The organism is Fictibacillus arsenicus (genome assembly GCF_001642935.1).
Taxonomy (GTDB): Bacteria; Bacillota; Bacilli; order Bacillales; family Fictibacillaceae; genus Fictibacillus; species Fictibacillus arsenicus_B.
The window spans coordinates 476,521-501,908 of record NZ_CP016761.1 but is presented as its reverse complement, the minus strand read 5'-3'; the positions used below and the strand labels follow the sequence as shown (position 1 = coordinate 501,908).

General features: G+C 41.4%; 24 protein-coding genes, 2 tRNA genes and 1 pseudogene. 5 read left to right on the top strand and 22 right to left on the bottom strand.

Annotation, left to right across the window (positions count from 1 at the left end):
- Window positions 1–25: 25 nt before the first annotated feature.
- From ABE41_RS02780 to ABE41_RS02745, 8 genes are all read right to left on the bottom strand, one after another.
- Window positions 26–1,147 carry a muconate cycloisomerase family protein gene (locus ABE41_RS02780; protein ID WP_066286310.1) on the bottom strand — a complete coding sequence of 374 codons (1,122 nt, stop codon included), beginning with the start codon at window positions 1,145–1,147 and terminating at the stop codon, window positions 26–28.
- Between the two features lie 10 nt (window positions 1,148–1,157).
- Window positions 1,158–1,901, bottom strand: coding sequence for a CoA-transferase subunit beta (locus ABE41_RS02775; protein WP_172827383.1), 744 nt, complete (start codon window positions 1,899–1,901; stop codon window positions 1,158–1,160).
- The gene (locus ABE41_RS02770; RefSeq protein WP_066286307.1) at window positions 1,901–2,752 is read right to left on the bottom strand and encodes a CoA transferase subunit A; all 852 of its coding nucleotides are present in this window, start codon (window positions 2,750–2,752) and stop codon (window positions 1,901–1,903) included. The genes ABE41_RS02775 and ABE41_RS02770 overlap by 1 nt, the downstream gene beginning before the upstream one ends.
- Before the next feature lie 18 nt (window positions 2,753–2,770).
- Complete coding sequence (locus tag ABE41_RS02765) at window positions 2,771–3,586, bottom strand: dioxygenase family protein (protein ID WP_066286306.1); 816 nt, start codon at window positions 3,584–3,586, stop codon at window positions 2,771–2,773.
- A gap of 17 nt (window positions 3,587–3,603) precedes the next feature.
- On the bottom strand, window positions 3,604–5,151 hold the full coding sequence (locus ABE41_RS02760; RefSeq protein WP_066286304.1) for a 4-hydroxyphenylacetate 3-hydroxylase family protein: 1,548 nt from the start codon (window positions 5,149–5,151) through the stop codon (window positions 3,604–3,606).
- 223 nt (window positions 5,152–5,374) lie between these two features.
- Window positions 5,375–7,177 carry a XylR N-terminal domain-containing protein gene (locus tag ABE41_RS02755; RefSeq protein WP_066286303.1) on the bottom strand — a complete coding sequence of 601 codons (1,803 nt, stop codon included), beginning with the start codon at window positions 7,175–7,177 and terminating at the stop codon, window positions 5,375–5,377.
- Between the two features lie 26 nt (window positions 7,178–7,203).
- Entirely contained in the window at window positions 7,204–7,674 is a 471-nt protein-coding gene (locus ABE41_RS02750; protein WP_066286298.1) for a flavin reductase family protein, read from the bottom strand.
- A gap of 576 nt (window positions 7,675–8,250) precedes the next feature.
- A complete protein-coding gene (locus tag ABE41_RS02745; RefSeq protein WP_066286296.1) occupies window positions 8,251–8,958 on the bottom strand; it encodes a hypothetical protein in 708 nt (235 codons plus the stop codon).
- A gap of 314 nt (window positions 8,959–9,272) precedes the next feature.
- On the opposite strand from ABE41_RS02745, the gene ABE41_RS02740 reads away from it, so the two are divergent.
- Both ABE41_RS02740 and ABE41_RS02735 read left to right on the top strand, forming a co-directional pair.
- The gene (locus tag ABE41_RS02740) at window positions 9,273–9,797 is read left to right on the top strand and encodes an ECF transporter S component (protein WP_066286294.1); all 525 of its coding nucleotides are present in this window, start codon (window positions 9,273–9,275) and stop codon (window positions 9,795–9,797) included.
- Window positions 9,798–10,040: 243 nt separating this feature from the next.
- On the top strand, window positions 10,041–11,222 hold the full coding sequence (locus ABE41_RS02735; RefSeq protein ID WP_066286290.1) for a DUF4317 domain-containing protein: 1,182 nt from the start codon (window positions 10,041–10,043) through the stop codon (window positions 11,220–11,222).
- Between the two features lie 109 nt (window positions 11,223–11,331).
- On the opposite strand, the gene groL is transcribed toward ABE41_RS02735, so the two are convergent.
- On the bottom strand, window positions 11,332–12,969 hold the full coding sequence (gene groL, locus ABE41_RS02730; protein WP_066286288.1) for a chaperonin GroEL: 1,638 nt from the start codon (window positions 12,967–12,969) through the stop codon (window positions 11,332–11,334).
- 92 nt (window positions 12,970–13,061) lie between these two features.
- Window positions 13,062–13,346 (bottom strand): co-chaperone GroES, encoded by a 285-nt coding sequence (gene groES, locus ABE41_RS02725; protein WP_066242572.1) that lies wholly within the window; start codon window positions 13,344–13,346, stop codon window positions 13,062–13,064.
- 237 nt (window positions 13,347–13,583) lie between these two features.
- Between groES and ABE41_RS02720 the strand changes: the two genes are divergently transcribed.
- Window positions 13,584–14,297, top strand: coding sequence for a CPBP family intramembrane glutamic endopeptidase (locus ABE41_RS02720; protein ID WP_066286285.1), 714 nt, complete (start codon window positions 13,584–13,586; stop codon window positions 14,295–14,297).
- A complete protein-coding gene (locus tag ABE41_RS02715) occupies window positions 14,294–14,497 on the top strand; it encodes a YdiK family protein (protein WP_066286284.1) in 204 nt (67 codons plus the stop codon). The genes ABE41_RS02720 and ABE41_RS02715 overlap by 4 nt, the downstream gene beginning before the upstream one ends.
- 155 nt (window positions 14,498–14,652) lie before the next feature.
- On the opposite strand, the gene tatC is transcribed toward ABE41_RS02715, so the two are convergent.
- Genes tatC through moaC form a run of 4 tightly spaced genes read right to left on the bottom strand, consistent with a single transcriptional unit; the run spans window position 14,653 to window position 16,828 of the window.
- Window positions 14,653–15,435 carry a twin-arginine translocase subunit TatC gene (tatC, locus tag ABE41_RS02710; protein ID WP_066286281.1) on the bottom strand — a complete coding sequence of 261 codons (783 nt, stop codon included), beginning with the start codon at window positions 15,433–15,435 and terminating at the stop codon, window positions 14,653–14,655.
- Between the two features lie 12 nt (window positions 15,436–15,447).
- Window positions 15,448–15,630, bottom strand: a complete 183-nt coding sequence (locus tag ABE41_RS02705) for a twin-arginine translocase TatA/TatE family subunit (protein ID WP_066286279.1) — start codon at window positions 15,628–15,630, stop codon at window positions 15,448–15,450.
- Window positions 15,631–15,643: 13 nt separating this feature from the next.
- Window positions 15,644–16,279, bottom strand: coding sequence for a redox-sensing transcriptional repressor Rex (locus ABE41_RS02700; protein ID WP_066286277.1), 636 nt, complete (start codon window positions 16,277–16,279; stop codon window positions 15,644–15,646).
- 45 nt (window positions 16,280–16,324) lie between these two features.
- Window positions 16,325–16,828 carry a cyclic pyranopterin monophosphate synthase MoaC gene (moaC, locus tag ABE41_RS02695; RefSeq protein ID WP_066286275.1) on the bottom strand — a complete coding sequence of 168 codons (504 nt, stop codon included), beginning with the start codon at window positions 16,826–16,828 and terminating at the stop codon, window positions 16,325–16,327.
- A 401-nt stretch (window positions 16,829–17,229) separates the two neighbouring features.
- Between moaC and ABE41_RS02690 the strand changes: the two genes are divergently transcribed.
- The gene (locus tag ABE41_RS02690; protein ID WP_066286273.1) at window positions 17,230–19,170 is read left to right on the top strand and encodes an ABC-F family ATP-binding cassette domain-containing protein; all 1,941 of its coding nucleotides are present in this window, start codon (window positions 17,230–17,232) and stop codon (window positions 19,168–19,170) included.
- Window positions 19,171–19,638: 468 nt separating this feature from the next.
- Here the strand turns inward: ABE41_RS02690 and tsaD are convergent, their stop codons facing one another.
- The 8 genes and pseudogenes from tsaD to ABE41_RS02650 all read right to left on the bottom strand — a co-directional run bounded on the left by tsaD (window position 19,639) and on the right by ABE41_RS02650 (window position 25,304).
- Window positions 19,639–20,655, bottom strand: a complete 1,017-nt coding sequence (tsaD, locus tag ABE41_RS02685; RefSeq protein ID WP_066286271.1) for a tRNA (adenosine(37)-N6)-threonylcarbamoyltransferase complex transferase subunit TsaD — start codon at window positions 20,653–20,655, stop codon at window positions 19,639–19,641.
- Entirely contained in the window at window positions 20,652–21,101 is a 450-nt protein-coding gene (gene rimI, locus ABE41_RS02680; RefSeq protein WP_066286269.1) for a ribosomal protein S18-alanine N-acetyltransferase, read from the bottom strand. The genes tsaD and rimI overlap by 4 nt, the downstream gene beginning before the upstream one ends.
- Window positions 21,102–21,110: 9 nt before the next feature.
- Window positions 21,111–21,770, bottom strand: coding sequence for a tRNA (adenosine(37)-N6)-threonylcarbamoyltransferase complex dimerization subunit type 1 TsaB (gene tsaB, locus ABE41_RS02675; RefSeq protein WP_367642154.1), 660 nt, complete (start codon window positions 21,768–21,770; stop codon window positions 21,111–21,113).
- Window positions 21,748–22,258 (bottom strand): annotated as a pseudogene (gene tsaE / locus ABE41_RS02670) (tRNA (adenosine(37)-N6)-threonylcarbamoyltransferase complex ATPase subunit type 1 TsaE). The gene tsaB and the pseudogene tsaE overlap by 23 nt, the downstream one beginning before the upstream one ends.
- 8 nt (window positions 22,259–22,266) lie before the next feature.
- Entirely contained in the window at window positions 22,267–23,268 is a 1,002-nt protein-coding gene (gene thiL / locus ABE41_RS02665) for a thiamine-phosphate kinase (protein ID WP_066286264.1), read from the bottom strand.
- A gap of 141 nt (window positions 23,269–23,409) precedes the next feature.
- Window positions 23,410–23,485: transfer RNA gene (locus ABE41_RS02660), tRNA-Asp, on the bottom strand.
- A 102-nt stretch (window positions 23,486–23,587) separates the two neighbouring features.
- Window positions 23,588–23,664: transfer RNA gene (locus ABE41_RS02655), tRNA-Met, on the bottom strand.
- A 260-nt stretch (window positions 23,665–23,924) separates the two neighbouring features.
- Window positions 23,925–25,304, bottom strand: coding sequence for an amino acid permease (locus ABE41_RS02650; protein WP_066286262.1), 1,380 nt, complete (start codon window positions 25,302–25,304; stop codon window positions 23,925–23,927).
- Window positions 25,305–25,388 lie beyond the last annotated feature (84 nt).

Below are 25,388 nucleotides of genomic sequence, written 5' to 3'. Positions count from 1 at the left end.
ACTCACCACTCCCATATCCAATTCATTACGTATTTTTTCGTCTATATCTGCTAACTTTTTCATCATCCAGCTCCACTCCGAGACCTGGTTTTTTCGGGACGAAAATTCTGCCGTTCTCATACTTCACCGGCTCTTTAACAATGTCATCTGCTAACCACACAGGGCCGAACAACTCACTGCCGTAATCCAAATTGGGGATTGTGCAGTAGGCATGCAGACAGGCTGCTGTGCCGATCGAGCTTTCGAGCGAGGTTCCTCCAAAGCATGAGATGCCCGCAGCTTCCGCGATTCCCGCTATCTTCACAACGTTTTTCATACCTCCAGACTTATGAATCTTTAGAGAGATAATGTCTGCTGCCTTCTTTTTCGCCAACTGCATGACTTCCTGCAAGGTGGATGCACTTTCATCCGCCATTACGGGGACTTTCGACATTGCTGTTAATCGTGCAAGACCGTCTATATCCCAGTAAGGAAGAGGCTGCTCTAAAAAATCGACGCCTGCTTCATTCAGCCGGTCCATCCAGCGGGTTGCCGTCAGAATGTCCCATGACCCGTTTGGATCTACTCCAACTGTTGAGTGACCACGAAGCAGATATGCAACATCGGCTGTTCTTTTTGCGTCTTGAGCTGGTGATATGTTGCCCGCTTTTATTTTAAAATTCACATAGCTTTCAGTTTCCATCTTCTCTTTTGCTTCCGCCGCGTCTTCCTCTACGTCACCTGTTGCAAGCGCCCATCTCACAGGAATACTTTCCTGATACAGCCCGCCCAGCAGCTGATGTACAGGCACCTCATTTATTTTACCAATGAGATCGTAAAGAGCCATTTCAACCGTTGCTTTCGCAAATTGGTTTCGTTGCACTTGCCTGTCCATTAAGGCGAGTATCTTTCCCATGTTTCGCGGGTCCTGGTTAAGCAGCAGCGGCTTAAAGTGAGCTTCAATAACAGCCTGCATCGTTTCTACACTTTCACCGCTCCACCATATACCAGGTGTCGTTCCTTCCCCTATGCCCATCAATCCTTCTGCCGTTTCGATACGGACTATGACAAAGCTTTTTGCATACATTTTTTCTGCTGAAAATTGGTGGGGGCGCTTGATTGGAATATCCAGAATTTCTGTCTTAATTGAACGGATGGTTTTATCCATGTTTTCCCCCTTAAGCCTTCTTTAGCTCCCTTAATTTTTGCAGTTCTTCATCCCTTGGCGGCTCCACCACTTGCACATTCTTTGCAATCTTAAGCTTCCAGCCGATGTTCTCCTGCACTTGTTCTTCCTTAACACCAGGATAAAGCTCGGTCAGTGTTAACTCTTTTGATTCCGGATCCGGTCTTAGGATGCCGAGGTCTGTAATGACAATCGATGGTCCACTGCCGTTAAATCCTAAATCAGTGCGGGAATGGGAACCTTCTAAAAAACCCGCTGAAGTGATAAAATCGATTTTTTCAACGAATGCTCTTTTTTTCAAAGGCATAATAATAAAGACTTCTTTTGCCATAGAAGCAATTTCAGGTGCGCCACCGGCTCCCGGCAACCTGACGTTCGGATTATCGTACGTTCCAATGACAGTGCTATTTAGATTCGCAAATCTATCAATCTGTGCGCCTCCCAAAAATCCAATGTCCACTCGATTGCCCTGCAGCCAGTAATTGAATATCTCGGGAAGAGGCACTATCGTATCAGACGTTTCAGCCAATTCTTCGTCACCTATGGATAAAGGTAACGCTACTGGTTTTGTGCCGATCGTACCGGATTCATAGATTAATATACTTTCCGGCGCATGGAGATGGCGTGCCAGATTGGCTGCCGCGCTTGGAAGTCCAATTCCAACAAAGCAAGAGACTCCGTCTGTTAATTGCCTTGCAGCAACAATCGTCATCATTTCATCCGGGGTATAATCCATCACGTCACAACCCCCTCTAAGCTTCTAAGAAATTCTTCCGTGTTTTTTGTTTGAAGAACATGGCGTTCCATCCAGTTCATGAATGTGTTTCTGTCTCTGCTGATACTGTCCCATTTTTTATAAAATTGATTGTCCCGTTTCGTGTAGTCAAGGGCATAAGAAGGATAGGTCCCCCCTGGCACTTTGCAGACCACATCAATTGTAAAAGAAGGAAGAAAGACGGCATGTGGTCTTGGCTCGATTTTATCCACCACTTCTTCTACGGTCACAATGACTTTTTTTGCTGAAAATGCCGCTTCTTTCTGAATTCCTGTGATCCCCCATAGCTGGACATTTCCTTTTCGATCCGCCTGCTGGGCATGAATGATCGTCGTATCTGGATTGATGGCAGCCACTGCTGCAACCTTTTCACCGGTAAATGGGCAATCGATTACTGCTGCATTCTTTGTGTTTCTTAATAAATCCGTTCCCCGATAGCCTTTCATAACCATGAATGGGAGCCCTGAAGCGCCGGCAACATATCTGTTCGCAAGCCCCGCATGTGTGTGTTCCTCTAACTCCAGTTCCCGTGGCCATTGATGTTCAACAGCATCCCGAAAACGGTGGAGGGAACCCACACCCGGATTCCCGCCCCAAGAAAAGATCAATTTTTTAACAAGCCCCATCCCTATGAGCTGATCATAAATAAGGTCAGGCGTTAAACGGATTAAAGTTAAATCCTTTTTACCCTGGCGAATGATTTCATGGCCAGCTCCCTGTGGAATGAGATGTGTAAACCCTTCAAGGGCGACCGACTCATGATCGGTTATTAAGGTTTGAACGGCTTCTTGTACGCTAGCTATTTCAGCCATTCCTCTCTCACCTCTTTTTTATTTCGATGAATTGGCTACTGTCAGGTCCTTCTTTATTTCCGCTCTCCAGTTCTGTGTTCTCATTTCAAAATCAAGCGATGCGGTTTTATAGGATCCGTTTGTATCTTCATGGTGTTCAAGCTTTGTAATCAGGGTAGATCTTACACCTTCTGCGACATCTGTTTCAATCCATGGATCTCCCTCAAAGAAAACCTGGGTAATGAGATTTTCATAGCCTTCCTGTTTAAATTGAATATGAAGATGTGCGGGACGGTACGGATGATGATCAATATAATCCAGGAACTCACCTGTTGGCCCATCCGTTGGAATCTTATAAGGGGCAGGAACGATCGTTTTTACTTCGAACTGACCGTTTTCATCTGTATAGAATCGTCCGCGTAGATTGTATTCTGGGATATCATCCGCATAATGCGAATATTCACCATCCGCATCGGCTTGCCACATATCTACGAGCGTATTCGCTAGCGGCTTGCCGTCCACGGATCTTACAGTTCCTTTGAAATATAATACGTCTCCTTTTTCATCCGCGCGCTGCGTTAATACATAGGGTTCTTCAAGCATCGGTGTGTTTTCGATATGATACGGCCCGAGCAGTGAAGGCTCTGTCCCTGGATAACCGCTGTAAATACTATTGAGTACATGGGTTTCAAAAAAGACATCCATGAACAGCGGAATTTCTCCCTTTCGTCCGAGACGGTCAAGCCAAAGAACGAATTCATGATACTCGTCGTGCGAGATTTGTGCTTCATCTAATAATTTCTTCGTGTGCTTCACGATTCCATCAAAAACTTTTAATACGCGCTGACTTGCCATTGATTTGTACCTCCTTTTTATTTCGAAAAGTAGCTTACATCGTCAGGGTTTATCCATGTTTCATTGATCCATCCGTCAAGATCATAGTCACTCATACATTCCTCTGCAAATTGTTCATACTTGAGAGCTTGTCCATTCTCAGTTGCAACCAATAAATTTTCCAATCGGATGTTTTCATGGTTGCCTGAGTAGTTTCGTTCATATAGTTCATGTCTTCCACCGTATTCAGTGCCTACAACATCCCAGAGAAGTTTAATTAGTTTGATTTTGTTTAAGGCATCCACGTTATTCGAGCCTCTATACAGCTTATCAAGGTATGGGCGCAGCTCAGGGTTTTTAAAATCTCTCGCGCTGGAAGGTTGAACGATCAGGCTGCCGGCTACCACGTTCTCGATTATTTCCTTAATTTTAGGCCAGCCTTCTGACATGAATACCCGATAAGCGAGACCATAATTTAGATTAGGGAGAACCGTACCGTTTGCACCTTTCTCCGGATTGAGAGCCATCGCGTCACTCAGCGCCCAGAACATATTCTTCCACGCCAGCACTTCCCCCACATTCACTTGAACACCCCGGAATTGGTCGGTTCCGTTCACTTTTACCGCTTTTAAAAGCAACCCGGAAATGAAATCGAGTTTTACAGCGAGTCTTGTTACGCCATGGAACGTAAACCGGTGAAGAAAACCACTCTCTGCAAAGAAGTTATTCACTTTTTCCACATCTTTATAAATAAGGATGTTTTCCCATGGAATCAGTGCTTTATCAAAAATAAGCACTGCATCGTTTTCATCAAATCTGGAGCTTAGCGGATAATCGAACGGACTGCCCATTACCGCGGCGTTCATTTCATAGGATGTCCTGCTTACGAGCTTGACGCCTGGCGTATCCATTGGCGCTACAAAAACCAGTGCAAATTCTTCCTTCTTAATCGGCCCTGCCCCATAGTGGGCAACAAAATTGTAATTTGTTAAGGCTGAGCCTGTGGCCACCATCTTAGCCCCGCTGACGATAACACCTTCTTCAGTTTCACCTTCCGCTTTTATGAAGATATCCGATACGGCCTCGAGCGGTTTATTGCGGTCAACCGGAGGGTTAATGATTGCATGGTTGAAGAACAAGTTCTTTTCCTGTGCTTCTTTATACCATCGTCTCGCGTTTTCCGCATATGGCGCATAATAGTCCGGGTCTGCTCCAAGCGTAGCTAGGAATGATGCTTTATAATCCGGGGACCTTCCCATCTGCCCGTAAGACAGCCTTGCCCATTGTGCAATTGCGTCGCGTGTTTCTAAAAGTTCCTGTACGCTTTTATCAACCTTAAAGAATTTTTGTGTGTAACCGCCATTGCCTGTGTCGGTTTCTACGGTAAGTACATCTTTTGTCTTTTCATCATGTAAAGCGTCATACAATCTTGCAATCGACCGGGCGGCATTACGAAAAGCTGGATGCGTCGTTACATCTTCCACTTTCTCTCCATGAATCCAAATTTCACGCCCGTCTCTCAAACTTTCCAAATACTCCTGTCCGGTCAACGGCTTTTTAGTGATTCCTTTTTCCTTGGTTTGCAATGTTCTGCCTCCTTGATTGTGTTGATTTAGAAATAAAGCGCTTACAATTTCTATAATTTAAGTATGAGTAATTATCTGATTAATTGGAACAGTAAAAAAATACTGATAATAAAGAGTTTTTTTTCAGTTTATGCGGTGCGGGAGTGAAGGCATAGTGAGGCGGAAAAATTTAATAAAAATAAAAAAGACCGCCAAAAGGCATCTGCCTTATTGGCGATCATGTTTATGTCGCAAAAGAATACCGTTCATCAATGATCTGCATACCGAAGTAAATACGAACGGCTAGCTGGTACTTAAAGCGACCTGTTCCTGTTTTTAAATCTGCATTACACAGCGATTCGATCTTCTCGAGGCGGTAACGTAAACCGGCAATGGACATATGAAGGTCATCCGCCGTTTGCTGAAGATTCCCGTTATAATCTAGATAAGATTTTAGTGTAATGACGAGATTGCCCTGATTGGCAACATCGTATTCGACCAGCTTGCCAATAGTATTCCTACAAAAATCAATCAGTTCCTCCTGATCCGCTCCTTTTAAAAACATAATGATCGGTTCTAGCTCTTCAAAATATGATGTTCTGCTGTCTGTAGGATAAGCTAACTGAATAAAATCACAAATCCGGCATGCATCGTGATAGCTTTTCCCCAGTGTTTTAAGGTCGTTGGCAGGGCGCCCGACACCAATATAAGCTTTCATAGATTTAAACTTTTCCTGAAGGTTCTTTTGAAGCTGTAAGGAAAAAGGTTGTACTTCCAAACTATTTTGATCAGACAAAATGAGAATAATATAGTCGTCTTTTATAAATAAATCAATACCAGAATAGACGATACTCAAGTACTGAAGGATATCCTTTTTATTAGAAACAGGATCTACCTTCAGTGTAAGGATGCGGTTTATAGCTTGAGGATTAAAATCAAACATGTACATATGCCGATGGAGTGTGTCTTCGTCGTATTTATTTCGAAGCAGTTCATCAAATAAATCTTCTTTTTTCTGCCAAACGGAATTCATCAGCTTTCGCTGGTGAAACATTTGCACCGTGCAGACCATAAGTGCTCGTTTAATAATCATTTGCTCTTTTTTATTCATCGGCCCTTCGCTAATGACCACCATTCGGCCAAGAATTGCTTTATGTGCCTTGATCGGAAAGGTCTGAATATGCTTCTCTGTTCCACCTGTCAATTCGTTATCTTTTTTCCAATCTCTATAGGTCGCTTCATCTTCTTGGCAGATGAATGAGCGTTCCAGAGTTTCATTTATATAGTCGATTACAATGCTTTTCTGGAGGGTGTCTGAAATCAGGCTTACCGTATCGCTAACGTCCTTGTCTTCAAGCAGCATGTCTGTCAGCCGGTTTTGTACCTTCTCAGATTCTATGATATTTTCATTTAACTCTTGAACTTCTTTATAGACCCTATCAAGTTCGGATAAGAGTGTTTCAGACTTGTAATAGCGTAAATATTGCTGGTGGCGTTCATCATTATGGTCTACCGTTTTCGCGACAAAATAGCAATGTGAGTCTCCCTTGCCCTCGCACTTTTCTTCATATACGAGCACTTCTTTTCCGAACGTCTTCGTTAAGTATCCGCTGGCATAACCAATTAGAATCCAGCACACCGGATCCTTGCTTAGCCCGTAATGGTTAATGTGTTCAACAGCTTCAAACGAATTTTTCCAAAACCCTGTAAAATAAAGCTTTTGTTCACAGAAATCAATCGTATCAGGCTCGACGGTTACCACACCTTCAAGAGTATGGAGATATGGCCCGGCAAGCAAAAGCTCTTGGCGGGAACCCCAATCATACATATTTTCAATTGTTTCTCCATCTTTAAAACCGCATGCCCATCCGTATCTCATTAAAAAGCCCTTTGCTCGATCCATGCTCAGCGTATTGACTAAATCTCTGCGGAGGATTCCGAGGGCTTCCACTGAAACGAGCGCCATTCTTCTGTCATCAAACATAATTGTGCCTGTACGGGGATTAATATCTATCAATTTCTCAAAAAGTAGATGATGAGCTTTCATATGTCCCCTCCCTTAATTAGCTGACTCTATAGACTGAGCTGGGTGCTCACGCTTGAAAACTTCCCGCAGTAATAGGTGAGCGGACTGCCTTTCCGATATTCAAATTCACTCACTTTCCCAATGAAAAGAACATGATCGCCTCCGTCATATTCCGCAAAGGGCTCACATTCGATGTAAGCCAGCGAATCCTGCAGACGGGGGCTCAGCTTCCCTTTTTCCCATTGGAAAGGTGCTTCTTCGAGGGGTCTGCCGGCAAAATGCATCGCTGTGTCCTGCTGTTCCTCTTTTAGAATATTGACTGTGAAGTTATTGTTTTTCATGAATTCAATCGCCTTCGTCTTCCGGTCAACAGATACTAAAATCAATGGTGGGTCGAGTGAAACTGACGTAAAGGAATTTACGGTAAACCCATGCGGCCCTCCGTCCGTATTACATGTGACTACCGTAACACCTGTAGCAAAATGACCCATACAATTTCTAAATTCTCTTCCATCCATAAATTTCGCTCCTTTTCACTTTTTTGTTAGCGTTTTCATAAAGTTATTTTAATGGTAGCTATAATAAGGTCATTATGTAACCGTAAAAAAGTATAGTTCCTTGCTGTGTTTCCCTACTTTTTGTTTTGTCGTTTTTCCTTTGTGGTTTTCTATTTATTTGAATAACGATGCAAAATCAGGAAGGGAGTTCTCTTCTTATAAACTGCACATGAAAAAAAGGGCCGCACACCAGTTCATCGAACGAATGAAAGACCCCCTCCTTTACGGTTCTTTTGAAAATAAATTATTGCTATTTAATAATGGGCTCAAAGATTTGTAAATACCAACTCAGAATTTGTAGATATTTCTCGGGAAATGGTCGAATTTAGATGAAGATGCTGGTAAATTGTCACATGTATCGGGTATCACTACATCAGTTTTTTACTTTTTTCTATCAATACACAAGAAACGGCACTCCATGTAGATGGTCCGTATCACGTATCGATATATTCCCTGGATATATGATGAATAAGGCAAGTTAGAGATATTTAAAAATACATATCGCCACGCGATACGAAACAAGGAATAATGGCCACATTATTTTCGAAATAAGGAGAATAGCCCCTCCCATTTACTTTTAGGTTTTTGTATCACTTCTTCTAAACGTTTATTAAAATCATTTTGTAAACGCCACTCTTTTGTCTGTTCTTCCCGCATATTTTGTATTTCTTTTTGTAAGAGTTCACTTTTTTCTTTTTCTTGCTGCAATAATGTTTCGTAATTATCCTTTTGTTGATTAGTTAACTTTTCAATTTTAGCGTTCGTTTTTTGCGATGCATTTCCAATAGTAGAACTTATAACATGGTGATCTTGTTGAAGTCGGGAAACCGTTATTTTAAGTTGCGACATATCGTTTGTCAGTTGAATATTCATTTCACGTGCAGCCGCTAATTCATTGGCCAATACCATTAAGACCTCTTTTAATTGATTGGGATCCTGGGGTAGAGTTTCATATGTATCGGGTATCGCTACGTCTGTTGCATTCGATTCTGTTAATCTTTCTTTTTGTTGCTGTACAAGGTCTTTTGCTGTATCGTCTAATGGCTTGGCCGTATCGCGCAGCGCTATAAGTGCTTCAATGTCAGATTGAACAAAAATACGCCTGTCGCCATCTTTCAAAAACTCATATCCGTTCCGTTCTAAAATCTGACCATACTTTCGGACAGTCGGTGTGGCAATGCCCACTTCTTCTGCTACTTCCTTAGAAGAGAATGCTCGTTCATTCGGCTGTATATCACGTCGCATATCGGACCTCCTTTTCTCATAATTATGGTATTTACATCTATTATAAGTTATATCGCCCAGCGATACGAACCTAATGAAGCTGATAATTCGCTCATTATAGGCATTCGAAGAAATAAAGCTTGTTTTGTGCTTTGATTCCAAAATTTATCTTGTTAACAATAAATCTACCTCTGTAGGAGAGACAATCTTTTCTGATCCATTCTCCCTTTATCCATAAAATAGCTATTTTCTTAGACGTGAGAGAAAGATATAATGAATTGACAGGGTCTTCCCTTTTAAAATCTGAAAATACGAAACACGAAAGAGGTTTTTTTGTGAATACAACTTTATCATCAAGAGCAACGAATAAAACACAAGTATTAGTCATTAATGCACTTTTCGTCGCATTAACTCTTGTAGCTACGATGTTTATCAATTTAAAACTTCCTATAGCGGGCAACGGCGGACTAATTCACCTGGGCAACGTTCCCCTTTTTATAGCTGCATTCGTTTTTGGCAGAAAGACAGGAGCAATTGCAGGCGCATTCGGAATGGGATTGTTTGATTTGATCTCCGGCTGGACGATTTGGGCTCCGTTTACCTTCATTATCGTTGGTGCAATGGGATATGTTGCTGGTCTTATAGCTGAAAAAGTCCCGGGGAAAAGAGCCGTTGTATACTCAATCGCCGTTATTGCTGCCCTTCTCATTAAAATTGTTGGTTACTACTTTGCAGAGGTAGTTCTGTACGGTAACTGGATCGCGCCATTCGGATCAATTCCAGGGAACGTTTTGCAGGTTGTTTTTGCTGGACTTGTTGTAGTGCCACTTGTAGCGCGTATTAAGAAAAGAATCTTATAGATATATAAGTTGTTAATTTATTTACGAGTGCACCCTATAGAGCAGTTACTTTGAGAAAAGTCTGCTTTATGGGGTTTTTTTGTGTCTTTTGCCAGTTCAATTAACTATACAGAGTCACTGCAGAAAATTGAAATCACACTTAACTCCTCCTAAATGTTAAAATTAATAATACTTGAAACAAAAGAAGTAAAGATTTTTCACCTTCATATTTACATATCTGAGCAACTTAGGAGTGTCTTAATTATGAACAAAAAAGATATAGCACAGATCCGAAAGCAATTTAAAAAAGATAATGATCTACTTAAAATCTCCACTATTTTTAATGTCTATATTACGAAGGAATCGAGTGATATTTATCATCACGTGAGTCAGCCTTTCGAAATGCTGGATGCCGAGCAGCAAGAGCTGTTTCTTAATAACTTTAAGAAATTACTAGGTGGAAATCTAGATGAAAAGCTCTTTGAATTAAAATTTCAAAAGAATGCTGAAAATAACAGCCAGCTCATTTTGCATCAAGGTATGCTGAGCAATGATGTGGAAGACTGGAAAGAGCGAATGCTTCAAATGGTAGGCAAAATGCTTTTAAATCGCCAATACGAAAAGGATATTGTGATCACCTTCATAAAGGGAGAATATTATAAGCCAATAAAACGCAAAAATGAAGAGGCTGAAGTAAGTGAACTAGACGCCGTCTACTCCTTCCCCTTTGTTCTGTGCAGCATAAACAATACACAAGAACCGAAAAAAGAACTTCTCTTTGATTATATTGAAAAAGAATTCAAGTACAATTTTATCGTCGATCCTATCATCAACCTGAATGCGCCAATCGGAGGGTTTCTTTTTCCTTGTTTCAGTGATAATGCAGCAGATGTGAACCACATCCTCTATTCAGCAGGAAAAGTACATGAGCCCGATTACGATTTCATTGAGCAAGTTTTAAATGGTGAAGAAATTATGACAGCAAAAGACGATAAGATCGTTTTTGAAGAAATCATTAAAGACGTTACAGGAGATCAGTTGAATACATCCACTCTCTCCAATGTGTATGAAGAGATTAACCGAATGATCGAGGAAAATGAAGAGGAAGAACACCCACGATTAGGCTCCAAGGACGTTGAACGAGTGTTAATGGCGAGCGGTGTTGAAGATGTGAGTCCAGAAAAAGTAGAAACAGCCTTCCAAAAAGTGATTGATGATAATAAATATGAGTTTAAAGCGAGCAGCGTTTTACCAAAATATAATTCCAAATCAATTAAAATCAATACAAAAGTAGCTAACATTTCCATCAGTCCGCAAGATTTAAGATACGTTAAGCAGGTACATCTTAGCGGTAAACGATACCTCATGATCGAAGTGGAAGAAGATACGGTTATTGAAGGGTTTACCATGATTCCGGAGGCTTTTGGGGAGAAAGTAGAGAAATAAATATCAAGAGATACAAAAAAAGCTTCTCACAAGTTTGTTCACTTATGAGAAGCTTCTTTTTATAGCTTTCTAGGTTAGCAAAAGCATTTCGCTCTTACCTAGAGGCAGATTACATCATGCCGCCCATTCCGCCCATGCCCATGCCGCCCATGTCAGGCATTCCGCCGCCGGCATTTTCTTCAGGCTTATCAGCGATTACTGCTTCTGTTGTTAGGAACATTGCAGAAACAGATGCTGCGTTTTGAAGTGCAGAACGAGTAACTTTTGTTGGGTCAACGATTCCTGATTCGAACATGTTTACCCACTCGCCAGTTGCTGCGTTAAATCCAACTCCGATTTCCTCGTTCTTCAAGCGCTCAACGACTACAGATCCTTCAAGACCTGCGTTGTGTGCGATTTGACGAACTGGCTCTTCAAGTGCACGAAGTACAAGCTTGATACCTGTCAATTCGTCGCCAGTTGCTTCAACTTTTGAAATTGCGCTTAGTACGTTAACTAGAGCTGTACCACCACCGGATACGATACCCTCTTCAACTGCTGCACGCGTAGAGTTCAATGCGTCTTCGATACGAAGTTTGCGCTCTTTTAACTCAGTTTCAGTAGCTGCTCCAACTTTGATTACCGCTACACCGCCAGCTAATTTCGCTAGGCGCTCTTGTAATTTTTCTTTATCGAACTCAGAAGTTGTTTCTTCAAGCTGAGCTTTGATTTGGTTAACACGAGCTGCGATCTTAGCAGAGTCTCCTGCACCTTCAACGATTGTTGTGTTTTCTTTTGTTACAACAACTTTAGAAGCTGTACCAAGCTGCGTGATGTTCGCAGTCTTAAGGTCAAGACCTAGCTCTTCAGTGATTACTTCACCGCCAGTTAGTACTGCGATGTCTTCTAGCATTGCTTTACGGCGGTCACCGAATCCAGGAGCTTTTACAGCTACTGCATTGAACGTTCCGCGAAGCTTGTTAACTACTAATGTAGCAAGCGCTTCACCTTCAACGTCTTCAGCAATCAACAACAATGACTTGCCTTGTTGTACCACTTGCTCAAGAACTGGAAGGATTTCTTGAATGTTCGTAATCTTCTTATCTGTGATAAGGATGTACGGGTTCTCAAGCTCTGCTTCCATCTTGTCAGAGTTTGTTACCATGTATGGAGATGCATATCCGCGGTCGAACTGCATACCTTCAACCACTTCAAGCTCAGTTGTGAATCCTTTAGATTCTTCGATCGTGATTACTCCGTCGTTTCCAACGCGCTCCATCGCTTCAGCAATCAACTGACCTACTTCATCGTCAGCTGCAGAGATCGCTGCAACTTGTGCGATTGATTCTTTTCCTTCGATTGGCTTAGAAATCGCTTTAAGCTCTGCTACTGCAGCAGCTGTCGCTTTTTCGATACCTTTACGAAGTACCATTGGGTTTGCACCGCTTGTTACGTTCTTAAGTCCTTCACGGATCATCGCTTGGGCAAGAACTGTTGCAGTTGTTGTTCCGTCCCCTGCAACGTCGTTCGTTTTGCTTGCTACTTCAGCTACAAGCTTAGCACCCATGTTTTCGAATGCATCTTCAAGCTCGATTTCTTTTGCAATTGTTACACCGTCATTTGTGATTAGCGGAGAACCGAATTTCTTTTCAAGTACAACGTTGCGCCCTTTAGGTCCAAGCGTTACTTTTACAGCGTTCGCTAATGCATCAACACCACGAAGCATTGAGCGGCGTGCATCTTCACTAAATTTAATATCTTTAGCCATGTAAAAACCCTCCCATTAATTTAAAAAAGTAGTGACTTACATATGCTTTTATTTATGTAGCTTCAAAATATTGAAGCTTCCATTCTCTGAGATTAGCCTACGATAGCTAAAACGTCAGATTCACGAAGAATCAAGTATTCTTTGCCTTGGTACTTCACTTCTGTACCAGCGTATTTAGAGAAAATAATTGTGTTTCCTTCTGAAACTTCTAAAGAGATACGCTCGCCGTTATCCGTCACACGACCCGTACCTACAGCAACAACTTTTCCTTCTTGAGGCTTTTCTTTTGCTGAATCTGGCAATACAATGCCGCTTGCAGTTTTTTCTTCACCTTCTACAAGCTCAATAATAATACGGTCACCTAATGGCTTTAACAAGTGAAACACCCTCCTTAAATAGTTAAAAAATTTTCTTATTAGCACTCTTTGTTAGTGAGTGCTAACTCCATTTCTAATAATAAATAAAACTTTAAAACTTTGCAAGCAGGAAATATGAAAAAGTTCTCAAAATCGATATCCTCGCGAGCTATGCCTATTCTATGTTAAAATGGGTTAGCATATAAAGAGTAATAATAAGTAAGAGTATTCGCGTGAGGAATTAAAGGAGAACTTAATTTGAAGAAAAAATACTGGTGGATCATCTTTATATACATACTAATGCAATTCTCGGGATATCTCGGAATTCCTCTATTAAATGAACTTGGTGTTCCCGAAAACCAATTGTTCGGAATGTGGGGCACAATAAGTTTTGTAGCCGCTCTATTTATTATCCTTTACATGCTGATTCCTGAGATGAAAAGCCGGCATCGCGATTCTGAACGGGTGTCTAAAGGCTCTGCAGTCATGTGGTCGATCATCGGTATTTTTATGGCGTATGCCGCTCAAATTATTGCCAGCCTTATTGAAATAAACGTATTTGGAATCCAGCCAGGTTCTGAAAACACAGAAAAACTTGTTGAAATCGTAAAAGATGTACAATACTTTATGATTGTCACGGCTATTGTCGGCCCAATACTAGAAGAGATTATCTTCCGAAAGATTATTTTCGGATCACTTCATAAACGATTTAATTTCTTTCTATCTGCTTTGATCAGTTCTCTTATTTTCGCTGCTGTTCATGCGGACTTTACACATCTCTTAATTTATACAGCAATGGGCTTTACCTTTGCATTTCTGTACGTTCGGACGAAAAGACTTATTGTTCCAATCGCCGCACACGTCGCAATGAATACACTCGTATTGATCGTCCAGATTTTCCTTGCTGATGAAATCAAGGAAATGGAAAAACAGCTAGAAACAGCGCAATTGATTTTTGGAGGACTGTTATGAAGACATCACCATTGTTTATGGCATTTTTATATTTAGGAATCGGAGTCGTCTTTACGTACTTAGCTGTCCATTATGCCAGTGAGTACGGCATGACGAACTTTTGGACGATCATCACCATGGTTGTCGCAACGTTCGATTTCGCAAATGCCATCCGATACTTCGCTTTAAATAACCATTTGAAAAGAAAACGAAAGAAATAGATATGAAAACTGCCCTTCCGGGGGCAGTTTTTTCTTTTTGAATAGAGATTTCTAGATCATCGCGTGAAATCTGAGGTATTTGGCGTGGAACGAAACTACTTTGACGTGTAACCTTAAGAAATACACAAAAAGAGGGCTCCCATAAAGTGGCCCTCTTATTCATTATATGCAGATTCAACTTCAGCTTCTTTCTCTTTCACAAGAGCTTCCACTTCGGCTTTCATTCGTTTTTTGTATGCTGTTCTTGATATCAAGATGCTGATCTCATAAAGAAGAATTAACGGGAAAGTAACCATTAAGTGAGACAAAAGTTCTGGCGGAGTAATGAATCCTGCTATAACTAGGATCCCAAAGTAAGCAATTTTCCTGATTCTCTTTAAATAGTCAGGTGTTACAATTCCTAATCGTGTTAGAAACATGATCAGAACCGGGAACTGAAACAGCAATCCAAACGGCAATGTGATATTAAATAAAAATGAGAAATATTCCTGAATCCCGTATTCTCCTTCAACACTAAGTGCAGTAGCAACATTGCTCATAAAACTTACGACAAACGGAAAGAGAATAAAATAGGAGAATGCTAATCCCGTTAAGAATAGCAAAAAGGCTATCGGGATATACATGAGTGTTACTTTTCGTTCATTTTCATAAAGACCGGGGCTGATAAACGCCCATAGCTGGTACAGCACGACTGGCGCTGCTAATACACAGCCGATAAAGAATGCAAAAGTCATATAGACATTCAATGGGTCTGTTAAGTGAAATGCGTTCATCTGAATATCTTTAGCGATTGGATCACTTTGCAAATACACGATCACATGCTTAGCTAAGAAAAATCCAACGATGAGAAAGACAAAGAAAGCTATTAGTGCCCACACGATGCGTTTTCTTAACTCACCAACGTGGTCGTATAACGTCATATTTTTTTCAGTGGTCATAGAAAAACATCCTTACTTCTTCGGTTCTTCGCTTTCTTTTTTGTTATTATCATCATCGTCCATAATGCCTTTTGTTGCATGCTTGAACTCGCGAAGCGTCTTACCTGCTGCTTTTCCTAATTCAGGCAGCTTCTTTGGTCCAAACATAACTAAAGCTACAAGTCCAATTACTGCAATACTTCCTGGTCCTAACATTGTACTTCCTCCTTTAAGAGTAATTTTTCATAAAATAAACGAGTGACTGAAGCTCTACAGCTAAATCGATATGATGTACACGAATTTCTGAAGACAAGGTCAGACGTGCCGGCGTAAAGTTCAATATGCCTTTAACACCCGCTCTTTCCAGCTGATCGGCGATCGGCTGGGCTGCACCCACTGGCACAGTAAGAATGGCAACATCAATTCCCCGTTTCTCAAGTTCACTTTCAATATCGTTCGTATGGTAAATAGGTACGCCGGCAATCTCTGTACCGATTTTAGATTCATCTACATCGAATGCTACTTCTATTTTTGTATTATTATTTTTTGTAAAATTGTAATGCAAAAAGGCAGTGCCTAAATTACCTACTCCGATTAAAGCAACCGTTGTTGTTTCATCCTGATTAAGGGTTTTGCGGAAAAATGAGAGCAAGTAGTTAACATTGTAGCCATAACCCTTTTTCCCTAACGCACCAAAATAGGAAAAATCTCTTCGTATCGTAGCAGAATCTACTTTTACAGCCTCACTTAATTCAGCAGAGGACACCCTTTGCTTTCCTGAGGAAGAGAGATTTTTTAGAAACCGGTAATATAATGGCAGCCGTTTAGCTGTAGCATGCGGTATTTTTAGCTGATCTTGGTTCATGTATTTTGCCCTCCATATTCAGAAAGCTTATCTTTTCCTATTGTATCATACTTTGTCGGGGCTTGATGAGCGTACGAAATCCCCATTCTTTCCGCCTGTTTTTGAGACGAGATATGTAGGACCGATGATCATTCCTTTATCAGCTGCTTTACACATATCATATACGGTCAATGCTGCAGCTGAAGCGGCCGTAAGTGCTTCCATCTCTACTCCAGTACTTCCTTTTGTTCTTACTTCAGCTTGTATGTTTAATTTGTAACCTTCGTCACTTTCTTTGTCCCATTGAAAGGAAAGATCAACGCCGGTTAATGAGAGCGGGTGGCACATTGGAATCCAGTCAGATGTCTTTTTAGCCGCCATGATGCCAGCGATTTGAGCAACTGCGAGAACGTCCCCTTTTTTGAACTTGTTATCTCTAATCTTAAGGAAGACTTCTTCAGATACGGTTATCCCGCTGACCGCGATGGCAGTCCGGTATGATGTTTCTTTTTCTGAAATATCCACCATTCTGGCACGGCCTTCTTCGTTAAAATGGGTTAACTCTTTCATAAAACCCCTCCTCATGTTGAATATACACGAAACCGCTTTTATTGTCGTTATTTTCTTCCATGTAAATATTGCAAAATGTTGAACATTCCCTTTGTTGGCGTGAATCCCCAAACTGCGCTAAACTACTAATAGATAGGGTTATGATTGTTATTTAAAGGCTAGTGGAAGTAGTTGATTTCCGCTTCAGGATGCTCGCTTTCCGGGGGGCGTGCGGTGAGCCTCCTCTGCGCTTTGCGCCGTTAGGAGTCTCACCTGTCCCGCTAATCCCCCAGGAGTCTCGCACCTTACGCTCCAACCAACTTGTCAATGAAGCGTAACCAATGCTTTGTTCACAAGCAGCAATTCTTTGGAATAAAGCCACTAAATTAAATAATCACCCTTTTTCATAGAGGTGAATTGAAATGATTATTTTACAAGTTCAAGACGTCACAAAGTCTTTTGGTGCTGACGTCATTTTATCCAATATAAAATTAGAAGTTCAAACTGGAGAACGTATTGCGCTTGTTGGCAGAAACGGCGCAGGAAAGTCTACTCTTCTCCGCGTGATTACAGGCGAGTATTCATACGATTCCGGTCATGTCATGATTCCAAAAGATGTGAAAACAGGCTATCTCGCACAGGATGCCGGTCTTGATTCTGATGAAACGATATGGAACGAAATGCTCTCAGTCTTTGAACCTCTTCGAAAAAAAGAGAAAAAGCTGCGTGAAATGGAAGCGCGCATGGGCGATCCCGGTGTTTTAGAAAACGCTGCAGAGTATGAACGCCTTTTAAAAGATTATGATGAGCTGCAGATTCAATTTAAGGATGAAGGCGGATATCAATACGAAGCAGAGATTCGTACCGTTCTTCACGGTTTTCAATTTGCCGATTTCGATAGAGACACGAGAATCAATACGCTTAGCGGCGGACAGAAAACAAGACTTGCTCTTGCAAAGCTACTTTTAACGAAACCGGATCTTCTTATTCTGGACGAACCTACCAACCACTTAGATATTAAAACGTTAACGTGGCTCGAACAGTATCTGCAAAGCTATCCAGGCGGCATTCTGATCGTCTCCCATGACCGTTATTTCCTCGATAAAATTGTAACTTCCGTTTATGAAGTATCCAGAAAACGTTGTTATCGATTTACGGGAAACTATTCTAGTTATTTAGATCAAAAAGCGGAGCGGTTTGCTCAAGAAATGAAAGAATTTGAAAAACAGCAAGACCAGGTTGCTAAACTCGAAGATTTTATTCAGCGCAACCTTGTGCGTGCTTCAACTACAAAACGTGCACAGAGCCGGCGTAAACAGCTTGAGAAAATGGAGCTTAAAGAACGTCCCGCAGGATCAGAAAAATCCGCTTCCTTTTCTTTTGATATCGAAAGACAAAGCGGAAACGATGTGCTGAAACTTGAGGAAGTGAGCACCGGCTATGAAAACGGAGCCCCACTTTTTAAAAATGTAAACCTGGCAGTAACCCGACAAGATAGTATAGCAATCGTCGGACCTAACGGAATCGGCAAATCGACACTATTAAAAGTAATTCGAAAACAGCTGCCGCTCATTACAGGCGACATTCGATATGGCAGTGGTTTGAAGATTTCTCATTATGATCAGGAACAAGCCGATCTTCACTCACGGAAAACACTTTTGAACGAGCTTTGGGATGATTATCCCGAAAAAACCGAAAAGGAAATCCGTTCAATACTTGGCCAATTCCTTTTCAGCGGTGATGATGTTCTGAAGCTTGTAAACGAGTTAAGCGGCGGCCAGAAAGCACGGCTTGCCCTTGCTAAGCTCATGATGGAAAAAGGCAACCTGCTATTATTGGACGAGCCGACGAACCACTTGGACCTTGATAGCAAAGAAGTACTGGAACAGGCGTTGATTCATTATCCAGGAACCATACTTTTCGTATCTCATGACCGTTATTTTATTAACCGGATCGCGACTAAGGTTGTTGAACTGGCTCCAGATGGGCTTACAGAGTATCTCGGAGACTACGATTATTACACGGAAAAAAAGAACGAAATGAAAGCCCGTGAAGAAATTGCAGAACGACAAAAAGCCGAAAATAATGCGAACGCCGCATCCGCTGCACAATCAAACAGTGCCAAGAACTCAATCGACAAAGAAGCTAAAAAGCAAGACCGGAAACGACAGCGCCGAATTGAGGAAATTGAAGAGCTTCTAGAGGGACTTGAAAGCAAGATTGCGTACGCAGAAGGTGAACTTTGCAAACCTGAGGTATTCCAAGATTACGAGAAAACACAAGAATTCCAATCACAGTTAGATACATTAAATGGTGAAATCGAAACCCTTATGGAAGAATGGGAAGAATTGCAGAATGCTTAACTTTCAAAAGCTGACAATCTTAATTATAGGGTTGTCAGCTTTTTGTTATCCACAAGACAAAATTAGGTTTTATAAGTATATTTTCCACTTATCCACTTTATCCACAGAAAATTGTGTATACATTGTGTGAATTGTGTATAACATGAACCCTTATTTGTAGAACTCTTTCAACCGTTGTCCACAATATCCACAGAACTGTGCATAACTTTTCCACAAAGAATGTGTCGAATGAAGTCTCTTTTAGTCGACAAGGGGCTGGCCCAAAAGTAAGGTAAACTTACTTTTGGCACCCCGAATTTTTTATTTTTTACAAAATAAAAAATAAATAATTACCTTCGTATTTCAGCTATCTTATCGAGTATTATTCGATAACCTACCATCTTGTAATAATGGACGTTATCTAAAAGGTTAAATAAAAAGAGGCATGACCTTTAAAAGTTTTACTTTTAAGTCAGCCTCTTTTCGCTATTATTGCGCTTCAAGATCCAGTCCTGGTACTCCATTGAGTGCCATATCAGCCCGTGTACCCTTTTGATAAGCAACACTTCCTGCTGCCGCAATCATAGCAGCGTTATCTGTGCATAAGTGCAAAGGCGGAATTACTAGATCATACCCCGTATTTTTAAATCGTTCTTCCAATGCTTTACGCAGCCCTTTGTTCGCAGCTACACCACCTGCAAGAAGAACTTGCTTCACTTTATATTGATCAGCTGCACGGTATGTTTTTTCCACAAGGACATCCACAACACTTGCTTGAAAGCTTGCTGCCAAATCTTCTGGCTTAATTACTTCGCCGCGCTGTGCTGCATTATGAACGGTGTTAATCACAGCTGATTTTAATCCGCTGAAACTAAAATCCAGTGATTCAGGTTCAAGCCAAGCTCTAGGCAGGTCAATGTTCGGTTCTCCCTCTTGGGCAAGCTTGTCGATATGCGGACCGCCTGGATACGGCATGTTCAATGTACGAGCGACTTTATCGTACGCTTCACCTGCTGCGTCATCTCTTGTTTCCCCGATTACTTTAAAGGTTCCGTGTTCTTCCATTAAAACAAGCTCTGTATGTCCGCCTGAAACGATCAGCGACAACAACGGGAACGTCATCTCTTTTACAAGGCGATTCGCGTAGATGTGTCCTGCGATATGATGAACAGGTACAAGCGGCAGCCCGTGTGCGAACGCAAATGCCTTTGCTGCGTTTACACCGATTAAGAGTGCGCCAACTAATCCCGGTCCTTCTGTAACAGCAACTGCTGTTAAATCAGCCGGTTCAAGCTCAGCTTTATTTAACGCTTCATCAATAACGATCGTAATTTGTTCCACATGATGACGCGACGCCACCTCAGGCACAACTCCGCCGAATCGTTTATGGCTTTCAATCTGTGAAGCCACAATGTTCGCCAATAGCTCTGTGCCGTTTTTTACAATGGCTACAGCTGTCTCATCACAACTGGTTTCGATTGCTAATATGATTTCATCTTTTTTCATAGTTCCACCCACATAACTAACGCATCTTCACCGTTATCACTGTAATAGTTTTTTCTGATACCGCCTGCTTCGAATCCAAGCTTTTTATATAAGTTCTGAGCAACGTGATTACTGACTCGTGCTTCCAGCGTCATCGTTGCTGCTCCATGCCTTTTTGCGAGAATCATCGCTTCTTTCATCAGCTGTTCTCCTAGCTTTCTTCCTCTGTATGAAGGAAGAATCGCAATATTTGTTACATGAGCCTCATCCATCACTAGCCAGATGCCGCAATAGCCAATCGGCTGAAAATGATCTTCAATGACAAGGTAATATGCAAATTGATTTTCAACGATCTCTCTGTAAAAAGCTTCTCTCGACCAAGGAACAGTGAAGGAAGACTGTTCGATGCCAAGAATATCATCAATATCACTTACTTTTGCGAGTCTATAAGTATATGCCTCTCCCACCTGAAACACCTACTTGCCCTGTGACTTCAGCCAGTTTACTTCTGCTTCGGCTAGTTGAAGATAACTTGGTGTAAATGAATGGATGTCATCCGGCTCCCTCTGCATACCGATTCGTCCTAGCTCGCCAGGTCTTGGATTATGATCAGACACATGTCCAAAAACAGCCTGACTTCCCAAAACCTCAGATATTGTTTCCTGATGTATAGGAAGATCGTTTCCTACGAATAGAACTTTCTTATCTGTAGCTTGCAGTTTTTCTAGCCAATCTTTTAATAAGATGATGCGGTCTTCCCATAGATTCTCAAATTCACCTGAGTCAGCTTGTCCATATAGACCCGTAAACAGCTGTGTACGCCTTGCATCAAATAACGGAACTGTAAAACCATCAAAATACTTTCCGCTTTGCGCGAGTACTTCAAGGCTTGAAACACCTACAAGTTCTTTTTTCAATGTCCACGCGAGCGTTTTAGCGATTGTGACGCCAATTCTTACACCTGTATACGAGCCAGGACCTTTAGCAACAACGATACGATCGAGTTCAGCAGGTTTAACACCGGTTTCTTTCATTAGCTGCTCGATCGCAGGCATCACGCGTATCGAATGATTTTTCTTTAAGTTCGTAATATACTCACCAAGTACTTTTCCTTCATCCAATACGGCAATCCCCATAACGAGGTTGGATGTATCTATTGCCAGTACTTTCATTGCATAATCTCCTTAACACGTTCTTCGTATCTTTCCCCAAGCGGAGTTAGTTGTATTTCTCGTTCGTCTTCGCCAATATGCGAGATGACCAGTTCCAATCTCTCTTTTGGCAGATATTCTTCTATAAAGGTCGCCCATTCTACCACACAAACCCCTTCACCTGAAAAATACTCTTCAAAACCTAAATCTTCATCAGAGTCTTCCAGTCTGTACACATCCATATGGTAAAGAGGCAACCGGCCATTGTATTCCTTAATGATGGTAAACGTAGGGGAGTTCACGGTACGGGTTATGCCTAAACCTTTAGCAAGTCCTTTAGTAAAAGTGGTCTTACCTGCGCCAAGATCTCCAGCCAGTGTAAGAACGTCTCCCTTTTCGAGGACTGACCCTAGTTTTTCAGCAAAAGCCATCGTTTCTTCCGCTGACTTTGTTTTAAAATGATAAACACTCATGACTTCCCTTACCTTTCCCTAAAATGATTAAAACCTTGTTTTGTAATTCGTTCTGGTGATTTGTTTTCGTTTCGATGCAAATAAACTGCTGCATTACCAGCTTCTCCAACTTTCCCAATTTCAAATATCTCCAGAGAATGCTTTTGAAACAATATGCTTATTTGTTCAAACTGATCTTGAGCCACCGTTCCAGTCAGTACATAATCTTCTCCGCCAAACAGCTGATAGTTTAGCTGCTCGTTCTTCGGATATCTGGCTAATAATGGACTGACAGGGATTTTATTTTCATCAATATGTATGGTAACCTGACTGGCTTCAGCAATTTCATTGAGTTCGCTCGCTATTCCATCACTTACATCGTTTAAAGAGATACGAAGAGCGCTGGATGCTAATATTCTCCCTTGTTCTATATGAGGAGAAGGCATTTGATGCTGTGAGATCAGCTGCTTTTCATCACTGCTAAAATGATGGTGTCTCGTATTTTTTAATAATAGCTGTAGCCCTGCCGCAGATTCTCCCGTTACTCCTGTTAAAAAGACAGAATCTCCTGGCTTCGCATTTTTTCGAAGCAAACGTTTCCCTTTTTCTACTTTTCCAATAACGGTAACTGTTAATACAAGAGGACCTTTTGTCGAAACTGTATCCCCGCCAATGAGGTCTGTTTTATACTTTGATGCGAGATGGGCCATACCTTTATAAACCTCGCCAAGCTCTTCTTCATTCCAGTCCTTCGAGATCGCTATAGATACTAAATAAAACTGCGGTATCGCACCCATTGCACCTAAATCGCTCAAGTTCACAGCAAGCGCCTTATAGCCAACTTGATAAGGTGACAAAGTATCTTTCGTAAAATGGACTCCTTCGACCATCGTATCAACACATACGACTTGATCCATTTCTTTGTTTACTGACCAAAGTGCGGCGTCATCACCAATACCCGTTACTAACTCTTTTTGAAAAGAAGAATTCGGTGTGATGCTTTTTATCCATTCAAATTCATCATGAAGCATTGGGAATCACCTCTTTGGCTAAATCAGTTTATAAAAAAGCCTTAGGATCAGATTGAACTCCTAAGGTATCAGTAGTATATTTTAAGTTTAACTTACTTTTAGACATAAAAAAACACGAAACCTTGTTTCGTTTTTTAAAAGTGGCGGACCCGACCGGGGTCGAACCGGCGATCTCCTGCGTGACAGGCAGGCATGTTAACCACTACACCACGGGTCCAGCTTGTATGTAATTGATGTAGTAAAAATTGGTTGCACCCTATGGGCACTACTGATATTTCATGATCAAGATGTACTTCGACGTAGTTCATGAAATTTAAATTGGTTGCGGGGACAGGATTTGAACCTGCGACCTTCGGGTTATGAGCCCGACGAGCTACCAGACTGCTCCACCCCGCGACGATAAAAGTATACAGATGATGTTTCCGAGTTTGTTGTCTCTTCCTCTACATGCATCATCATGATGTGTATCCGTCGAGACATGTCGTTGTGATTTCACTTAAGCGTACGCTCCATGCTCCACCCCGCGACGTTATAAAAGGTTGTTTGTTCAACAACTTGTTTCGGACATTTATTAATATAACACGTTTATTAGTATGATGCAAGTGTTAAATAAATATTAGGGCACTGGAAATTTAATTTTTTCCAGTGCCCTTAGATTATGCTGCTTTTTTCGCGTTTTCTGGTCTCTTATGGAAACCTTTAGCGTAGTAGATCGCAGTTAATAAGATCAGCCAGAATGGGCCAACAATTAACGCAATTCGTGTATCAGGGAAGTATGCCATGATTCCTACTACAAATATCAATATCGCAAGTGCTATATAGGATCCAAAAGGATACAGTGGCATTTTAAATTTTAATTCAGCTTTTTCTTCATCACTTAATCCTTTACGGAATTTCAATTGAGAAATGAGAATGACTGACCACGTCCAGATCGCACCAAACGTAGAAATACTCGTTACCCAAACAAATACTTTTTCAGGAACTAAGTAGTTAAGTACCACCCCGACTAATAAGGCTGCAGCTGAAACTAAAATAGCTGTAGACGGCACTCCTGTTTTACCTACACTATGAAGTTTTGCAGGAGCTTGTTTTTGTTCAGCAAGATTGAACAACATACGGCCTGTACTGAAAATTCCACTGTTACAGCTAGATAATGCAGCTGTTAATACAACAAAATTAATGATTCCGGCAGCTTGTCCAATCCCGATCTTTTCAAACGTTAATACAAACGGACTTCCTTGTGTACCAATTTGATCCCAAGGATAGATCGACATGATAACGAACAATGCACCGACATAAAATAATAATATACGCCAAAATACTGTATTTACAGCTTTAGCAATCGATTTTTCAGGATTCTTTACTTCACCTGCTGTTACACCGATCATTTCTATACCTAAGAAGGCGAACATAACCATTTGCATCGACATGAGAATACCTTTAACCCCATTCGGAGCAAATCCGCCATTTTCCCAAAGGTTGCTGATTCCGGTAGCAACTCCACCGTTACCAAAACCAAATATAATCATTCCTAAACCAGTTACAATCATTAAAACGATCGCTACAATTTTGATTAAAGCAAACCAGAATTCAAACTCACCATATGCTTTAATCGCAAGAAGGTTGATGCTAGCCATAATGACAAGTGCGGCTAATGCCCAGATCCACGTTGGTATGTCTGGATACCACATCTTCATGTAGATCCCTACCGCTGTAATCTCAGCCATACAAGTTACGATCCACAAGAACCAATAGTTCCAACCTGTTAAGTACCCGGCTAATGGTCCGATGTAGTTTCTTGCGTATCGGCTAAATGATCCTGCAACTGGCTGATGGATTGCCATTTCACCAAGAGCTCGCATAATCATAAACATAACTGCTCCACCTAGAGCATATGCAAATAAAATTGCTGGTCCTGCCATCTCAATCGCTGAAGCGGAACCTAAAAATAAGCCCACTCCAATAGCAGCCCCAAGTGACATAAGCGTAATATGTCTTTCCTCGAGCCCGCGATGTAATTCCTGTTTCGGCTTCATTTTTATGCCTCCCTTGCTGTGTTTGATGAAGCGCTTTCACTCAGGTATCATACCACGATTCGACAAGGGGAACAATTTCTTTTA

Excerpts from the sequence above, each read along its gene's own strand:
- ABE41_RS02745 (WP_066286296.1), bottom strand. The coding sequence starts at position 8,958 with ATGCGACGTGATATACAGCCGAATGAACGAGCATTCTCTTCTAAGGAA.
- ABE41_RS02765 (WP_066286306.1), bottom strand. The coding sequence starts at position 3,586 with ATGGCAAGTCAGCGCGTATTAAAAGTTTTTGATGGAATCGTGAAGCAC.
- groL (WP_066286288.1), bottom strand. The coding sequence starts at position 12,969 with ATGGCTAAAGATATTAAATTTAGTGAAGATGCACGCCGCTCAATGCTT.
- tsaD (WP_066286271.1), bottom strand. The coding sequence starts at position 20,655 with ATGAAAAAAGATGAAATCATATTAGCAATCGAAACCAGTTGTGATGAG.
- ABE41_RS02700 (WP_066286277.1), bottom strand. The coding sequence starts at position 16,279 with ATGAACCAAGATCAGCTAAAAATACCGCATGCTACAGCTAAACGGCTG.
- ABE41_RS02750 (WP_066286298.1), bottom strand. The coding sequence starts at position 7,674 with ATGGATGGAAGAGAATTTAGAAATTGTATGGGTCATTTTGCTACAGGT.
- ABE41_RS02715 (WP_066286284.1), top strand. The coding sequence starts at position 14,294 with ATGAAGACATCACCATTGTTTATGGCATTTTTATATTTAGGAATCGGA.
- ABE41_RS02735 (WP_066286290.1), top strand. The coding sequence starts at position 10,041 with ATGAACAAAAAAGATATAGCACAGATCCGAAAGCAATTTAAAAAAGAT.
- ABE41_RS02770 (WP_066286307.1), bottom strand. The coding sequence starts at position 2,752 with ATGGCTGAAATAGCTAGCGTACAAGAAGCCGTTCAAACCTTAATAACC.
- thiL (WP_066286264.1), bottom strand. The coding sequence starts at position 23,268 with ATGCTTCATGATGAATTTGAATGGATAAAAAGCATCACACCGAATTCT.
- moaC (WP_066286275.1), bottom strand. The coding sequence starts at position 16,828 with ATGAAAGAGTTAACCCATTTTAACGAAGAAGGCCGTGCCAGAATGGTG.
- ABE41_RS02690 (WP_066286273.1), top strand. The coding sequence starts at position 17,230 with ATGATTATTTTACAAGTTCAAGACGTCACAAAGTCTTTTGGTGCTGAC.
- ABE41_RS02755 (WP_066286303.1), bottom strand. The coding sequence starts at position 7,177 with ATGAAAGCTCATCATCTACTTTTTGAGAAATTGATAGATATTAATCCC.
- tsaB (WP_367642154.1), bottom strand. The coding sequence starts at position 21,770 with ATGGGGATTGCCGTATTGGATGAAGGAAAAGTACTTGGTGAGTATATT.
- ABE41_RS02775 (WP_172827383.1), bottom strand. The coding sequence starts at position 1,901 with ATGGATTATACCCCGGATGAAATGATGACGATTGTTGCTGCAAGGCAA.
- ABE41_RS02650 (WP_066286262.1), bottom strand. The coding sequence starts at position 25,304 with ATGAAGCCGAAACAGGAATTACATCGCGGGCTCGAGGAAAGACATATT.
- ABE41_RS02780 (WP_066286310.1), bottom strand. The coding sequence starts at position 1,147 with ATGGATAAAACCATCCGTTCAATTAAGACAGAAATTCTGGATATTCCA.
- tatC (WP_066286281.1), bottom strand. The coding sequence starts at position 15,435 with ATGACCACTGAAAAAAATATGACGTTATACGACCACGTTGGTGAGTTA.
- ABE41_RS02705 (WP_066286279.1), bottom strand. The coding sequence starts at position 15,630 with ATGTTAGGACCAGGAAGTATTGCAGTAATTGGACTTGTAGCTTTAGTT.